The sequence below is a fragment of the Facklamia sp. P13069 genome (assembly GCF_050409405.1).
Lineage (GTDB): Bacteria > Bacillota > Bacilli > Lactobacillales > Aerococcaceae > Facklamia.
In genome coordinates this window covers 1-14,773 of record NZ_JBNUPN010000035.1, presented here as the reverse complement: position 1 = coordinate 14,773, position 14,773 = coordinate 1, and the positions used below count along the sequence as shown (strand labels likewise).

The following is a 14,773-nucleotide window of genomic DNA, read 5'->3' as shown; positions in this document are numbered from 1 at the left end:
GCAGAATAAGCTAGGTGATTAACCCTAATCAAACACCTCCATTAAATTCATTTCATACGAATTTAACGGAGGTGTTTTTATGTTTGCCTCACTATTTGGGGGCAGTGCCTTATTAGATCTGATGGCTTTTATAATTTAATAATTTCTGCTTAGTCGGTGGTTAGTTCACCAGGCCAAGAAGGTGCTCCAGGTGTAACATTAGTCACTTGATAATCCATTTTAGATAAGAATTGGCTAGCCCTTTTAGAACGTCCACCCGAGTGGCATACTAAATAGTATTCTTTATCTTGATTAAGAGATGTATATTCATTTGGGAGCTGATTCAAGGGGATGTTTTTAGATCCAGGGATATGTCCTTCTTGGAATTCAGCTTCACCTCGAACATCAATAATATTAAGCGATTTTTCCTGAGATTTTTGATAAAGTTCTTCAATGGAAATCGTTGGGAACATGGTATCTTCCTTTCTGTTTGACATATAAAAGTGATTTTTTATAAATAAGTGGTAGTTTAAGCCAATAAATTATATACTTAACATACCCGGTAGGGTATATTAAACATCAATGCAAAAGATTTGTCAAGTTTTAAAATTTAAGAACAAATACATAAGAGGAGTTTATCATGCATAAAGATAATAATAAGAAAAACCTACTTAATCGTTTAAAACGAGCAGAAGGTCAATTAAGAGGGGTCCAAAAGATGTTAGAAGAGGACAGAGACTGTATGGATATAGTAACCCAACTAACTGCTATTCGTTCGAGTGTGGATCGTATTATGGGCATAATCATGGTTGAAAATTTAAAAGAATGTTTAACTACTGGTGATAAAGATTCAGAAAAGCAGAATCAACGACTAGAGCAAGCTATTTCGATGATTATAAAAAAATAGAGTGTGAGCTATCAAGTAATGAAAGCGAAAGATTTAGTTTTTAGTGAGACATAGATAGCATATTCTAAAAAAAGCTTATACAATAGTATCAGAAAGAGTACAGGAGGTTTTTTGCAAATGATGGAAGGAAAAACGCTTTATCAAACTAAAGTAGTTAATCGAGACGGTATTCAAGGCAAAACCTTTGTTGAAGATCCAGCAGGTTTTGAAGTTAAGGTTTCCAGTCCATTAAGTGAAATAGAAGGTAGTAATCCGGAGCAGCTTCTGGGAATGGCCATAGCAACTTGTCTAAATGCCACCATAGAAGCAGAAGAAATTCGTCGAGGGATTAAACACCAGACTCAAGTATCTGTCTTGGTCGAACTACACCAAGATAATCCCGGCTATCAATTTGTGGTTAAAGTTCAAATCTCTATGCCCCATGTTCAAGCAGATTTAGCTGATTCTATCGTAGAAGTTGCTCTTGAACGCTGTCCCATGCATAAGTTAATGAAAGCTAATGCTACTTACCAAGTTGTTATCAACTAAAAGTGTTCAATCGTTATGAATAAAAAATAAGGGAAAGGGTGTTAGCAATGAAGAAAATTTTACGACTTGGCCTGATGATGGTGACTGGCTTCAGTGGTATGGGGATGGTTCATTCTCCTCATCAAAGTTACTTTGCTCAAGGTGAGAATTTAGTCTTTGCCGAAGAAGCAGTAGATATTCAAGAAGTTCGACAAGCAATGGAACTGTGGCAAGAAACGGTACAATCCTATTCATTAGATGCTCCCCAATATACTATTGCTAGTTTACAGCAAATGGGGCCGGCTAATTTTGATACCTCCTATCATTGGATCATTCCAAAGCTTTACAATGATTATTATGAGAATCTTATTGAATATCAAAGTGTTGAAGAAGACGCGAATCATATTGGCAATTTAAGAGAAATATTTTCACATTCTTTTGGTCTAGAAAAGATGTTGTTAGCTGAATTAAGTTCAGCAGATCAAAAAGCTTTGAATCAATTACGTCTTTTCATAGTCAGTGCGATTATGGAATCTTATCAAGCCGGTATCAATCAGAACTTACCGGGCTATTTTCTATTAGAGGGGACTGATTTTGCAAAAAACATTGTGAAATATTTAGCACTTGATGATCAACATCTCGACCAATTAATTCGCATCAGTCTAGCTTCTAGCTATGCACCAGAAGCCTATAGTTTTGGTTTTGGTGACGAGATGTTTACTATTCCTGAAGAGTTAGAGTATCCGAGTGAACAATATGAAATGTATACCATCACCAACGGAGCATTTGTACAAGATATTGGGGGAACGACTCCTTATTATTTCCATATTCCTTCTGGTAAAATCACAGAGGGTCACTTGGCTAGTCCTGAGCTACATCCTTTAGTAGCTTACGATTGGTCACAAGTATATGGTCGAGTGATTAATAATTATTACCCCAATTATCAAGTCCAGTCATTATCGACTGAAGCAAAAGAGCAATCATTAAATGGGTCATCAAAGCAAAAACAAGCATTGATGACAGCAGTCAGAGACTGGCAAGCAAAAATGGGTCAAAAATATGAGTTTGTCACTCCAGAGATGCCTATAGACTTCTTAGGTGGGGACCTTCCTTTAAAGTCAATGGTAATTCACTTAGATGGTCAGGAACGAAAGGCTCATTATCAAGCTGAACAGCTTATTAATGATGAAATCAATGTCTTAATGGCAATGACTGATATTCGTGATCAAGATAATCCTAGAGCGGAACGACATTTTTATTTATTTGTTGAAGATCAAGGAATCCCAAGAGTTTTGATTACCATGGAAGGACCTGACAATTTAGCGGTTCATCATTTTAAAGACACAGCCAATGTAGAACTTTATCAACTTTTTAAATCCATTTATTAAATCATTAGAAAAAGATAGCTTCTCTTTTGAAGCTGTCTTTTTATATAGTCACTGATTGGCTAATAAGATTGGCAAAGATATTAAGAAACAATATAATGAAGCCATTCAATAATCAATTAGGAGTGGGGAAATGGAAGTAGTAACAGTAACGGCTATCGGCGCTTTGTTAGGTCTATTATTGGTTATCTTATTAATCTTTAAAAAGTTTCCAGTTTTTTATGCTTTATTTATCGGCGCTTTATTCGGAGGATTATTAGGAGGAGCGAATCTAAGTGAAACCATCAGTCTCATGACAAATGGTGCGCAAGGCATGATTACCTCTATCTTAAGGATACTAGCAGCTGGAATCCTTGCAGGTGTTTTAATTAAGACAGGTTCGGCAGCTGCCATTGCCCATGCTATTATTAAGGGTTTGGGAAGCGAAAGAGCTTTATTAGCGATCGCACTTGCTACTATGATTTTAACTTTTGTGGGGGTTTTTATTGATATATCTGTCATAACAGTTGCGCCTATCGCTTTAGAGATTGGTAAAGAATTGGGTTATTCACGGACTGCACTTTTGATGGCTATGATTGGTGGCGGCAAATCAGGTAATATTATTTCACCAAATCCTAACTCTATTGCTGTTTCCGATGGTTTTGGTGTTTCCTTAACTCAAGTCATGTTAGCTGGTCTTATTCCAGCCTTGATTGGGGTGATGTTTACAGCTTGGCTAGCCAAACGATTAATTAATAAAGGCAGTCAAATTGAACAAACAGGAACTTCAAGAGACGATCAAACAGCAGAAAATTTACCTTATTTATGGAAAGCCTTGTCAGGACCTATTTTAGCGATTGTTTTACTATCTTTACGCCCCTTGTTTAATATAATGATTGATCCTATGTTGGCTCTTCCTCTGGGAGGTCTTTTTGGCTTGATAATGGTGGGACATGTTAAGCACTTACAAGAATATACTCAATATGGTTTAAGTAAGATGATTAATGTGGCTATTATCCTTTTAGGAACAGGTTTAATCGCAGGAGTGATTACCAATTCTACTTTAGGAGATGTCCTTACTAATAGTCTAGACTCTTTAGGTTTACCTGCCTATCTTTTAGCACCTTTAGCAGGAATTTTTATGAGTGCGGCGACCGCTTCGACTACTTCAGGATCGGCAGTTGGCTCAGCTGTTTTTTCACCAACTATTCTCTCGTCAGGTGTTTCTCCTATCAGTGGAGCTGCTATGTTACACGCAGGGGCGACAGTATTAGACCATTTACCTCATGGTTCATTCTTCCACGCGACAGGAGGATCCGTATCAGCCGATTTTAAAGAATGTCTAAAACTAATTCCATATGAATCATTAGTAGGTTTCGTTTTAACTATTGTTTCAACCAGTATCTATGGCGTTTTAGGAGGTTAGTAAAATTAATGAAAATTGTGATGGCCTGTGATTCTTTTAAAGAAGCGGTTTCGGCAAAACATGCTTGCCAGGCTATAAAAAAAGGTGTGCAACAAGTCTTTCCTCAAGCAGAAATTCTTCAGCTTCCGATGGCAGATGGAGGTGAAGGTACCACTGAAGCCTTGATTGATGCGAGTCAGGGAGTTTATTATACAGTCGAAGTGCAGGGACCTTTAGGAGAAAAAATTCAAGCCCGGTATGGTATTTTAGGAGATGGCAAAACAGCCGTAATTGAAATGGCCAGTGCATCAGGCATTCATCTTATTGAAAAAGAAGATCGTAATCCTTTATTAACATCAACCTATGGAACAGGTCAAGTCATTAAGGCATGTCTAGATCGAGGAGTTCGCTCATTTATTTTAGGGATTGGAGGGTCTGCTACGAATGACGGGGGAGCCGGTATGGCTCAAGCCTTAGGCTATCGTTTATTAGACATAGAAGGCCAAGAGATTCCTTTCGGCAATCAAGGCTTATCGCATTTGGATAGGATTGATTGTCAGACTATTCATCCTGGTCTAGAGCATGCTATCTTCAAGGTTGCCTGTGATGCCAATAATCCGCTGTGTGGTCCGCAAGGAGCTTCGGCTGTAGTCGGTCCGCAAAAAGGGGCAAGTCCAGAAATGATTGAAAAGCTTGATGCGAATCTTGAACATTTCTCACGCCTTATTTATCGTGACTTGAATCGTGAAGTGGCTCATATTGCTGGTTCTGGGGCTGCTGGTGGGTTAGGGGCAGGATTATTAGCATTTACTTCTGCAAAACACAAAAGAGGCATCGATATTGTTATAGAAACAGTCAATTTGAAGACAGCTTTACAAGATGTCGATATTTGTTTTACAGGAGAGGGTCAGATTGACTTTCAAACGCAATACGGTAACCCCCTTTTGGAGTCATGCAATTAGCTAAACAAGTAGCTTTCCGGTCGAAAGTGATCGCATTATGTGGTTCTGTCAGAAATGATATTGAAATCTTATATCAGTTAGGCTTTGATGCGATTTTGAGTATTACGCCTGGGCCAAGCTCCTTGCAAGACCTACTAACTCATACAGAGGAAAATTTAACAGCAGTAGCCAAGCTGTTTGTCAACTATTAAAGAGTTAAAAGTAAAATCACCATTGAATAAACTTATTCAATGGTGATTTTTGTTTAGTTTATTGAGCAAGCCAGTGATTAGGTTTGACTTCTTTAAGGATCTCTTCAGCCAACTTTTCTGGATCAACCTGATAATGAATACGTTGACGTTGACGTTCGTAATCAGGATCTGGTAAAGGAATTGCTGAGAGTAAGGACTGGGTATAGGCATGTAAAGGGTTTGCATACAATTCCTCAGCTTCGGCTAACTCTAAAATCCGACCACGGTTCATAATGGCAATGCGATCACTGACATATTTAACCATGGATAAATCATGGGCAATAAAGAGATAGGTTAGTCCTCTTGATTCTTTTAGTTCTTGTAATAAATTGACCACTTGAGCTTGAATGGAAACATCTAAAGCTGATATCGGTTCATCGGCGACAATGAATTTTGGTTCAACTGCTAAAGCTCGTGCTATCCCAATACGTTGACGTTGACCGCCAGAAAATTCATGAGGATAGCGACTAGCGTGATCAATATTGAGCCCTACATCTTCTAAGAGTCGATTGACTTTTTCGTCTCTTTCCTCTTTTGATTGTGCGAGTCCATGAATATCAATGCCTTCAGCAATAATATCACGAACCTTCATACGAGGATTTAAAGAAGCATAAGGGTCTTGGAAAATCATCTGAATTTCTTTATGGAATTTCAAACGTTCCTTTTTGTTGTAGCTACTCGATAAAGCTTTGTCTTGAAAGATAATTTCACCACTGGTCGGTTGATAGAGGTTAACAATTGCTTTGCCAATCGTTGATTTACCAGAACCTGATTCTCCAACTAACCCAAAAGTTTCTCCAGGAAAGATTTCAAAGGAAACATCGTCTACCGCTTTGACTTCCTTATCAGTTCCTTGGTGGTAGTATTGTTTCAAGTGCTTAACTTGTAGAATAGGTGCATGCTTATTCATAATGCTCCTCCATTCCACTCTTATCGGTCTGTGACTGCTTTTTTCGACAACGTTGATATCTTTCTAAGATAGCAGTTGGCGGGGTCATTTTTGGAGCCATTGGGTGGAGTAACCAAGTGGCTGCATAATGTCCAGGATTGACTTCAAACATGGGCGGTTCCTCCTCAAAATCGATAGCCAAAGCATATTCTGACCGATAGGCGAAAGCATCTCCTTTAGGAGGATTTAAAAGGTCAGGTGGGCTACCGGGGATAGCATATAATTGATCTTGTTTGGAAATGGTTGGCATAGCTGTCAAAAGTCCCCAGGTATAGGGATGTTGAGGATGGTAGTAAATATCATCCACTGTCCCTATTTCAACGATTTTACCCGCATACATAACGGCAATTCGGTCTGCTACATTGGCAACCACACCCAAATCATGAGTGATAAAGATAATGGTCATATTCTTTTCTTGTTGAATTTTTTTAAGTAATTCAATGATTTGTGCTTGAATGGTTACATCTAAAGCAGTTGTGGGCTCATCGGCAATAAGCACTTCAGGATCTCCCGCTAAAGCAATCGCTATCACAATCCTCTGTCTTTGACCACCTGAAAATTGATGTGGATACTGATTAATTCTTTTCTCTGATTGAACAATTCCACATAAATCCAAAAGGTTAATGGCTTCTTTACGCGCTTGTGAGTGATTAAAACCGCGTTTACGAATTAAAACTTCAGTAATTTGTCTTCCGATGGTTAGGGTAGGATTGAGGGCGGTCATTGGATCTTGAAAAATCATGGCAATTTTGCTACCACGTATAGCTTCCATTTCTTTTTTAGATAATTTTAAAAGGTCTCGTTTTTCAAATATCACTTCGCCTGCTTCAATGGTCGCATTTTTAGCTAGAAGCCCCATCAATGCACGTGTGGTTACTGATTTACCTGAGCCTGATTCGCCAACAATTGCTAATGTTTCACCGGCATACAAGGATAAGTTGATTCCACGAATAGCTTTTAATTGGCCAGCAAAGGTTTTGAAGGAAATATTTAAGTCTTTAATTTGAATGATAGCCTTATTCATGAAGTCACCTACTCTTTCATTTTGGGATCAAAAGCATCACGCAGTCCATCTGCTAATAAGTTAAAGGACAACATGATTAATGAGATAACAGCTGCTGGATACCACATTAAATGGGGTAAAAAGCGAAAAGTCTTGTAACCTTCACTCAATAAAGTTCCTAAGGAAGCGTTGGGTGCAGGGATTCCAATCCCGATGAAACTTAAAAAAGCTTCAAAGAAGATGGCAGATGGTATAGCAAACATCATTTGGACAATAATAATTCCTAACATATTGGGAAGGATATGTTTTAATAGAATCTTGCCAGTCGATTGGCCTAATACCTTAGCAGCTAAGACATATTCTTGTTGTTTTAAACGAAGTGTTTGCGCTCTTACCACCCGGGACATTGATATCCAAGAGGTGAGAGCAATCGTAATAATAATAGATAGTAAACCGGGCTGCAATACTAAAAGCATCAGAACAACGATTACTAAATTGGGAACACCTGAAATAATTTCCAGTATTCTTTGCATCAGTGTATCTACCTTACCGCCTAGCCAACCAGATATCATGCCATAGGTTACACCGATAATGACATTGATTAGAACAGCAATAAATGCGACTAAAAGTGAAATTCGAGTTCCATATAAAATACGTGAGAGGAGGTCACGACCTAAACCATCTGTTCCAAGATAGTAGTAGGTTCCCTCAGCCACATTGGCATTTTGATAGGCATCAGTCAAAGCACCACCTCGGTTGACACTTTTACCACTAAACCATGAAAAATCTTCTAAACCTGGTATTTTAGGAGGGAGGTTTGCTTGAGCTGGATTTTGTTGGAACGGTGAAGCGGGTGCAATCCATGGGGCTAAAATAGCAAGAAGTAGAATTAAAATAACGAAAAAGAGTGAAATCATAGCACCTTTATTCTTTTTTAATCTCCGCCATGAATCTTGTAGAAAGTTCAGTGAAGGGGCTTCAATTTTTTCGTTGTCTTCACTTTGGATAGAAATTTTCGGTTGAAAGAGCTTTGGATCTATATCCGCTGTGTGTTTTGTTGAAGCATTATTCGCCGTATTTAAAGAATTTTCGATTGGCATCTAGCCACCTCCTTCAACTTGTCGCATTCTAGGATCTATAAAGCCGTATAGAATATCGACGATTAAAATAATAACAACTAATAAGACAGAATACATAATTGTAATTCCCATAATGGTTGGGTAGTCATTCACTAAAATTGACTTGGTAAACTGCTCACCAATTCCAGGAATTGAAAAAATTTGTTCAATTACCAGTGAGCCGGTCATGGCAGCTGCTGTCATGGGTCCTACTATTGTTAATAGAGGTATAATCGCATTACGCAGCGCATGCTTAGTAACTATATAAAATTTTGAAAAGCCTTTAGCGGTTGCTAATTCAATATAGTCAGAGTGAAGCACTTCAATCATCTCAGTTCGAACGAAACGCGCAGACTCTGCCATAGGTGAAATGGCTAAAGCAAGACTTGGAAGAATAGTTGAGGCATAGCCGTCACGCCAGAAAGCAATTGGTAGCCAATCTAGCCAAACAGCAAACAGAAATTGAAGGACCACAGCATAAACAAAGTTGGGAACAGATCTTCCGCCAATAGCAAAAACGGAGGTGAAGGTATCGATCCAAGTGTTTTGTTTAACAGCTGCAATCATTCCTAAGATAGTTCCAATTACCACACCAAAACCCATGGCTTGAGCTCCTAAAATCATAGAGGGGCCGGCTCGATCTAAAATAATTTTAGTAACAGGTAAGTTATTATATTGAAAGGACACCCCTAAATCCCCTTTTAATATATTTGCTAAGTAGGAAAAATAGCGAACAAGTAAAGGTTGGTTGAGACCATATTTTTCATTTAAAAGTTGAAGTTGGGTCTCGGTTAAAAGATCTTGATTGGCAAAAGGGGAACCAGGTAAGAACTGTAAGAGGAAAAAGGTAACGGAAATAATAATCCAAAGCGTAATTAACATATAAAAAACACGCCGGATTATAAATTTTGTGTAGGAATTCATGGTTATCCACCTTTCGTATTTTAAAGTTAAACAGTATAAACCCTTTTGTGTCAATCATGCCATTATTGCTTATATTATCTTTTATTTTAATACAATTAAGTAAGAATTATCCACTTCATGAGCTGATAGAGTCAAAAATTTATAATGGAAAGCCATTAAATTTTAAAGCTTTAGTAGAATATTGGCAGACTATTAATAGTTCTAGCTAATAATACTACATGGCTGTTTAATGATCTAGCTTGTATAATACTTGATAAATGGATAAAGTCCAATAATAATTAAAGCTTTTAAACTAAATAAATTTGTTATTCGAACCATAAATAATTAAAGAATGATTAATTTTAAGGGAGTGACACATGGGTGATATTAAGAAAGCGATTTGTCTCAAAGATTTAGATAGAACAGATATCCGATAGCTAGAATTCGTTGAGTAGAAGCTATTAAACAATCGGATAAGTTAGTGACCTTTGACGACTTTGAACGTAATACTTTAGCAAGAAGGAGAATATCCTAAAGCTGAAATTGAAGGGAAGCAGGCATTATTTGTGGTAAAACTTGAGCCAAGAGAGATGCTTGTGATTCAATCACATGGTATGTTAGATAATATTAGCTATTCTTAAAAAAGAGATTCCTAACGGAAGTTGAGCAGGTTGGTATCTATTGAAAGGATGATAAATACCGAAAATTAGGCTACCTGGTAGTGGATCTTCCACTGCTAGGTAGCCTAATTATTTTAATAAAGAAAGTTTAGAGTTTCATTTATTATAGATTTACTCTGCAGTTCGATATGCAGTTCTTAAATTGATTGTTCGACCAAATGGTAAAACTTCGAAGCCTTTTACGCTAGTATCCAATAAGTAGGTAGTAGATGCTTGATAGAATGAAGACTGAGAAGCTTCATCAGCGACGGCAATCTTTTCTGCTTCAATAAGAGCTTGTCGACGTTTTTCTGGGTCATTGGCAAACTCGTTTCTGGCTTGATCAATTAATTGATCCACTTTCTCATTGGAGTATTGACCAAAGTTGATGCCTCCGTCTGATTCCATTTGTTCTACAAAGTTGATCGCATCTTGATAGTCTGGAGCCCAAGTTCCATAGAAGATATCGAAATCAAGTGATCTTTGTAATTCTAAACGATTTTGTAGAGGGACAGAACGAATTGTAATCGTTAATCCGGGAAGATTTTGCATTAATTGAGCTTGAATATACTCAGCTGTACGACTAGCTAAATCTGAGTCAGAAATTAGTAATTGTAACTCAATATTATCTTGTCCTAATTCTTTTTGAGCTGTTTCCCAATCTTTTTGAGCTGCCTCAATATCGAATGTAAGCATTTCACCCGCTTCTTCACGGTAATCCACGCCTTCATCATTTACATCAAATCCTGAAGGAACGAAACCGTTTAAAGAAGTTGACCCATCTTGAATGACTGACTGGGTATAAGTGTCTTTATCAATCGCTTGAATAATGGCCCTACGCAAAGCAATATTATTGGTTGGTTCTTTGGTGGCATTGAACTGTAGGTGTCCGACAGTTGCTTTAGGAATCTGGTTGAAGAAATCAGCGCCATTGTATTGTCCTACAAATTGATCATTCAAGATAGTATAGTCTAGTTCGCCGGCGTCAAATAAGTCAGCTCCGGTTCCTGTTTCCTTAACAACAGACACTAGGACTTCTTCTAAAAAGACCTTTTCAGCATCCCAGTAATTTGGGTTTTTAATCAATTTCCATTCTAAACTGGTTCCTTCCCATCCTTCAATGAGGAAAGGACCATTCATAGCAATACTGTCTGCGCTTGTTCCATAAGCTTGACCTTTTTCTTCAACTACCTTTTGGTTAACTGGCATAAAACGAGAACCTGTGAGTAATTTTGGTAGATATGGAGCTGGATATTCTAACTCAATTACCAAAGTTTTCTCATCAGGAGCAGTCACTCCTAAATCAGAAAGTTCAGCTTCACCATTACGAACTTTGCTAGCGTTTTTAAACACTTCAACAGAAGAAGAGGTATTGGCGTTATTCGGATCGACTAATCTTTGATAAGTAAAGACATAATCGTTAGCTGTAACAGGGTCACCATTAGACCAAGTTAAACCATCTCTTAAGGTGAAAGTATAGGTTAAACCGTCTTCAGAGATATCGACATTTTCAGCTTGCCCCAATTCGACTTCACTACCAGTTGAAACACGGTAAAGTCCTTCAAAAATTTGTCCGATCATATCTGAAGATGGGGTATCATTATAAAGCATAGCGTCTAGAGTTGCTAGTTCTCCAATCGACATAATAGATAATTTTTGTTCGACATTGGGATCTATTTCTTGAGCTGATATCGGCGCAAGATTTCCTATGAGAAGACCAGTAACTGCGATAGAAATCGTTATAAATTTGAATAGTTTATTTTTCATAAGCCGCTCCTTTTTAATTTTTCTTTAATATAACATAGATAAGTGAAAAACTCACAAAATAAGATTGGGGGGTCGATTAAAAGAGAAATTGATAAACCTTATCTCAAGATTAAGATAAGGTTTATCAATTAGAGATTACATTTGTGCAAGCAAATTTAAATACTTAGAGACCACATCGTAACTGAGCATTACAATTTGTACAAGTGTTACAACCCCCAATATCTTCAACGATTCCTTTACGACAAATTGGACAAGTATCTCCTACTTCTGAACCGTAGACCACATCATCAGCATGACCGCTTTGGGTATAATGATCTTTCTCAGCTAAATCAACTAACTGACGCAATTCTTCAACTTCATCGACAACACGTATTTCTTGATCTTCAACCTCAAAAAGAGCAATATTTTGATCTTTTTCATTTTCCTCTGCTTTGAGAGTAAGAACTTGAGAATCTCTTGAACCATCAACATAAACGGTTCCGCCTTTAGCTCCCCCACTGTATAAACGTTCATATATTTCTTCGACTTGTTGAACAGTATAACCTTTGGGGGCATTCACTGTTTTAGAGATGGATGAGTCTACCCATCGCTGGATAGTTGTTTGAACATCGACGTGTTCTTCTGGCTTTAATTCCATGGCTGAAACAAAAGTTTCTGGTAAGTGATCAGCATCTGCTTCTGGATGACGCTCTAAATATTCTTGAACAATTCCAGCGTTTACTTCAATAAACTTACCTAAACGTCCAGAGCGATAATATTTAAAGGCAAAATAAGGCTCAAGACCCGTAGCTACTCCAACCATCGTACCGGTTGATCCAGTAGGAGCGACTGTTAGTAAGTGAGAGTTTCTAATGCCATGTTCTAAAATACCCTGATGAATGTGCTTAGGTAATTTCTGCATATAACCTGTTGAAATAAAGTTTTGACGCAATTGTTTCGTTTCTTCATCGGTTGAACCTATTAGGAAGGGGAAACTTCCCTTTTCTTTGGCTAATTCAATCGAAGTTTCATAAGCAGTGATCGCAATCGTTTGGAAGACTTTATCAATCAATTGATTACCTGAAGCAGAACCATAACGTTGATTAGTATAGATCAATAAGTCAGCTAGACCCATAACACCTAAACCGATTCGGCGCTCTCCTAAAGCTTGATGACGATTGGCTGCTAAGAAATAAGGGGTAGCATCGATAACGTTATCTTGCATACGCACACCAACACGAACCGTTTCTTTCAATTTTTCAAAATTAACCGTGTGTTCATCTTTATTAGCCATATTTGCTAAGTTTATAGCTGCTAAATTACATACAGAATATGGAGCTAAAGGTTGCTCACCACAAGGGTTAGTGGCTACGACTTTTTGGCCATAGGCTTTAGCATTGGTATCCTTATTAGCATTATCAATAAAGAAAATACCAGGCTCTGCTGAATAGGTGGCACAAATATTAATCAATTTCCATAGTTCACGAGCGGGAATACTTCGGTATGTTCTGACTGCATAACCCATCTCTTCCCAATCACGTACATCTCCTACTTGATGCCATTGAGTATTATAAGCATGCATTTCTTCTTTATTATAATGTTCGACATCAGGGAAACGTAAGTCCCAATCTAGGTTTTGCTCTACCGCTTCCATAAATTCCGAAGTGATAGTTACTGAGATATTTGCTCCTGTTAAAAAGTCTTCATTGTGGACTTCATAAGCACCCTTATCACGTAAAACAGCTCTAGAATGCTCAATGATATCTACATTAAAGCCACCAAAATCCTCTTTATTTTGATAGGAAGCAATTGTTTCATGCATTACTTGGTCATTAGGAGTGAGTGGAACAAATTTAAGTTTTTCCTGTGCTAGCTTTTGAATTAATTCATCTTCTGTTTGTTCAATTAAATAACGTAGAACGCGGGGGTTTTGCATTTTAGAAATGATAAATTCAATAATATCTGGATGCCAATCTGCTAACATAATCATTTGTGCACCCCGGCGCGAGCCACCTTGCTCAACAAGGTGAGTTAATTGAGCAATATCGTTTAACCAAGAAACAGAACCCGAGGACTTACCGTTTACTCCTCTTGCCAGAGTATTTCGAGGTCTTAGAGTGGAGCCGTTAGTTCCTACACCGCCACCGCGCGACATGATTTCCATTACTTCTTTGCGGTGTTCAGCGATTCCCTCGCGAGAATCAGGGACAAACGGCATAACGTAGCAATTAAAATAAGTAACATCCGTTTGTGAGCCTGCTCCATATAGGACACGACCAGCCGGGACAAAGTTTAAATTAGAAAGCTGATTATAAAAAGCTTCAAAAGAGCTTTCTTGTTTTTCTTTTGTACTTTCAATTTCAGCTAAACCGACTGCATTACGGTGGGCGATTTGTTCATAATATATTTCTAAAGGCTTATCTAAACTGTCAATGCTTCGCAAGATTAAGCCACTAAGGCGCTCTTTTTCGTTTTCAAGATTACCACGGTATTCTTCTTCTAATAAAACAAGAGCTTGACCTTTTTCCCAATCAAGTTCTTGCACAATACCAATACCTCTTGCAGGATAGGATGGATCAGGCTTTACAGTTAAGACTACTAAATCGCCAGCTTTTAGAGTTTTCTTAGCGGTGTCTTTAAAAGAATACCTGTCTAACATAACCATTCGTGAGACACCAGAGTGAGTGATTTTCATTTCCGATGTAACAGGAGTTACTTGAGGGAAATGTTTGATAGCCTCATTAAGATCTTGACGGTTCCATTCGACAGTCTTTGGAATTAAAGTATTCGTTTCCATAATCAGTTCAGCCTCTCTATTAAGATCTTTGATACATTTTGAATATTCTAACAAACATAGCAAGAAACACAATATATAGGATATAAAGATAAAATAAAGCCCAATATATTGTGTTTATTAAGTTCTGTAGTTTAGTATACTTGCTAAAAAACAAAATTTCAATCTTAAAAACACAAACATTGAATGAAATGTTAAACGTAAATGATAATGTCTCAAGAGAACACAAATCAAAATGTCCCTCTAT

The 14,773-nt window shown here is 37.7% G+C and carries 13 protein-coding genes; 6 read left to right on the top strand and 7 right to left on the bottom strand.

From position 1 onward, the window contains the following. Window positions 1–149: 149 nt before the first annotated feature. Window positions 150–476 (bottom strand): rhodanese-like domain-containing protein, encoded by a 327-nt coding sequence (locus ACQV2T_RS08730; protein ID WP_428881950.1) that lies wholly within the window; start codon window positions 474–476, stop codon window positions 150–152. A 143-nt stretch (window positions 477–619) separates the two neighbouring features. Here ACQV2T_RS08730 and ACQV2T_RS08725 point away from each other — a divergent pair, with 143 nt between their 5' ends. The 6 genes from ACQV2T_RS08725 (at window position 620) to ACQV2T_RS08700 (ending at window position 5,315) form a co-directional block, all read left to right on the top strand. Then, window positions 620–886, top strand: a complete 267-nt coding sequence (locus ACQV2T_RS08725; RefSeq protein WP_428873085.1) for a metal-sensitive transcriptional regulator — start codon at window positions 620–622, stop codon at window positions 884–886. A gap of 117 nt (window positions 887–1,003) precedes the next feature. Further along, complete coding sequence (locus ACQV2T_RS08720) at window positions 1,004–1,414, top strand: OsmC family protein (RefSeq protein WP_428873086.1); 411 nt, start codon at window positions 1,004–1,006, stop codon at window positions 1,412–1,414. Between the two features lie 47 nt (window positions 1,415–1,461). Further along, on the top strand, window positions 1,462–2,781 hold the full coding sequence (locus ACQV2T_RS08715) for a DUF4767 domain-containing protein (protein ID WP_428893553.1): 1,320 nt from the start codon (window positions 1,462–1,464) through the stop codon (window positions 2,779–2,781). Between the two features lie 130 nt (window positions 2,782–2,911). Next, the gene (locus ACQV2T_RS08710; protein ID WP_428893552.1) at window positions 2,912–4,183 is read left to right on the top strand and encodes a GntP family permease; all 1,272 of its coding nucleotides are present in this window, start codon (window positions 2,912–2,914) and stop codon (window positions 4,181–4,183) included. Window positions 4,184–4,191: 8 nt separating this feature from the next. Beyond that, entirely contained in the window at window positions 4,192–5,124 is a 933-nt protein-coding gene (locus ACQV2T_RS08705; RefSeq protein WP_428893551.1) for a glycerate kinase, read from the top strand. Continuing rightward, window positions 5,115–5,315: a glycerate kinase gene (locus ACQV2T_RS08700; protein WP_428873090.1), complete on the top strand. Its 201-nt coding sequence runs from the start codon at window positions 5,115–5,117 to the stop codon at window positions 5,313–5,315. Before ACQV2T_RS08705 ends, ACQV2T_RS08700 begins: the two co-directional genes overlap by 10 nt. Window positions 5,316–5,373: 58 nt before the next feature. Here the strand turns inward: ACQV2T_RS08700 and ACQV2T_RS08695 are convergent, their stop codons facing one another. The 6 genes from ACQV2T_RS08695 to ACQV2T_RS08670 all read right to left on the bottom strand — a co-directional run bounded on the left by ACQV2T_RS08695 (window position 5,374) and on the right by ACQV2T_RS08670 (window position 14,529). Next, the gene (locus tag ACQV2T_RS08695; RefSeq protein WP_428893550.1) at window positions 5,374–6,264 is read right to left on the bottom strand and encodes an ABC transporter ATP-binding protein; all 891 of its coding nucleotides are present in this window, start codon (window positions 6,262–6,264) and stop codon (window positions 5,374–5,376) included. Beyond that, window positions 6,257–7,327, bottom strand: coding sequence for an ABC transporter ATP-binding protein (locus tag ACQV2T_RS08690; RefSeq protein WP_428875059.1), 1,071 nt, complete (start codon window positions 7,325–7,327; stop codon window positions 6,257–6,259). The genes ACQV2T_RS08695 and ACQV2T_RS08690 overlap by 8 nt, the downstream gene beginning before the upstream one ends. A gap of 8 nt (window positions 7,328–7,335) precedes the next feature. Next, a complete protein-coding gene (gene opp3C, locus ACQV2T_RS08685) occupies window positions 7,336–8,406 on the bottom strand; it encodes an oligopeptide ABC transporter permease (RefSeq protein ID WP_428873092.1) in 1,071 nt (356 codons plus the stop codon). Beyond that, window positions 8,407–9,348, bottom strand: coding sequence for an ABC transporter permease (locus ACQV2T_RS08680; RefSeq protein ID WP_428873093.1), 942 nt, complete (start codon window positions 9,346–9,348; stop codon window positions 8,407–8,409). Window positions 9,349–10,118: 770 nt separating this feature from the next. Continuing rightward, window positions 10,119–11,753 (bottom strand): peptide ABC transporter substrate-binding protein, encoded by a 1,635-nt coding sequence (locus tag ACQV2T_RS08675; protein ID WP_428873094.1) that lies wholly within the window; start codon window positions 11,751–11,753, stop codon window positions 10,119–10,121. A 163-nt stretch (window positions 11,754–11,916) separates the two neighbouring features. Further along, window positions 11,917–14,529: a vitamin B12-dependent ribonucleotide reductase gene (locus tag ACQV2T_RS08670; protein WP_428893549.1), complete on the bottom strand. Its 2,613-nt coding sequence runs from the start codon at window positions 14,527–14,529 to the stop codon at window positions 11,917–11,919. Window positions 14,530–14,773 lie beyond the last annotated feature (244 nt).

What these genes read in the sequence shown, in the direction of transcription:
- ACQV2T_RS08730 (WP_428881950.1), bottom strand. Translation starts at nt 476, where the DNA reads ATGTCAAACAGAAAGGAAGATACCATGTTCCCAACGATTTCCATTGAA.
- ACQV2T_RS08670 (WP_428893549.1), bottom strand. Translation starts at nt 14,529, where the DNA reads ATGGAAACGAATACTTTAATTCCAAAGACTGTCGAATGGAACCGTCAA.
- ACQV2T_RS08695 (WP_428893550.1), bottom strand. Translation starts at nt 6,264, where the DNA reads ATGAATAAGCATGCACCTATTCTACAAGTTAAGCACTTGAAACAATAC.
- ACQV2T_RS08720 (WP_428873086.1), top strand. Translation starts at nt 1,004, where the DNA reads ATGATGGAAGGAAAAACGCTTTATCAAACTAAAGTAGTTAATCGAGAC.
- ACQV2T_RS08725 (WP_428873085.1), top strand. Translation starts at nt 620, where the DNA reads ATGCATAAAGATAATAATAAGAAAAACCTACTTAATCGTTTAAAACGA.
- ACQV2T_RS08710 (WP_428893552.1), top strand. Translation starts at nt 2,912, where the DNA reads ATGGAAGTAGTAACAGTAACGGCTATCGGCGCTTTGTTAGGTCTATTA.
- ACQV2T_RS08705 (WP_428893551.1), top strand. Translation starts at nt 4,192, where the DNA reads ATGAAAATTGTGATGGCCTGTGATTCTTTTAAAGAAGCGGTTTCGGCA.
- opp3C (WP_428873092.1), bottom strand. Translation starts at nt 8,406, where the DNA reads ATGCCAATCGAAAATTCTTTAAATACGGCGAATAATGCTTCAACAAAA.
- ACQV2T_RS08675 (WP_428873094.1), bottom strand. Translation starts at nt 11,753, where the DNA reads ATGAAAAATAAACTATTCAAATTTATAACGATTTCTATCGCAGTTACT.
- ACQV2T_RS08680 (WP_428873093.1), bottom strand. Translation starts at nt 9,348, where the DNA reads ATGAATTCCTACACAAAATTTATAATCCGGCGTGTTTTTTATATGTTA.
- ACQV2T_RS08690 (WP_428875059.1), bottom strand. Translation starts at nt 7,327, where the DNA reads ATGAATAAGGCTATCATTCAAATTAAAGACTTAAATATTTCCTTCAAA.
- ACQV2T_RS08715 (WP_428893553.1), top strand. Translation starts at nt 1,462, where the DNA reads ATGAAGAAAATTTTACGACTTGGCCTGATGATGGTGACTGGCTTCAGT.
- ACQV2T_RS08700 (WP_428873090.1), top strand. Translation starts at nt 5,115, where the DNA reads ATGCAATTAGCTAAACAAGTAGCTTTCCGGTCGAAAGTGATCGCATTA.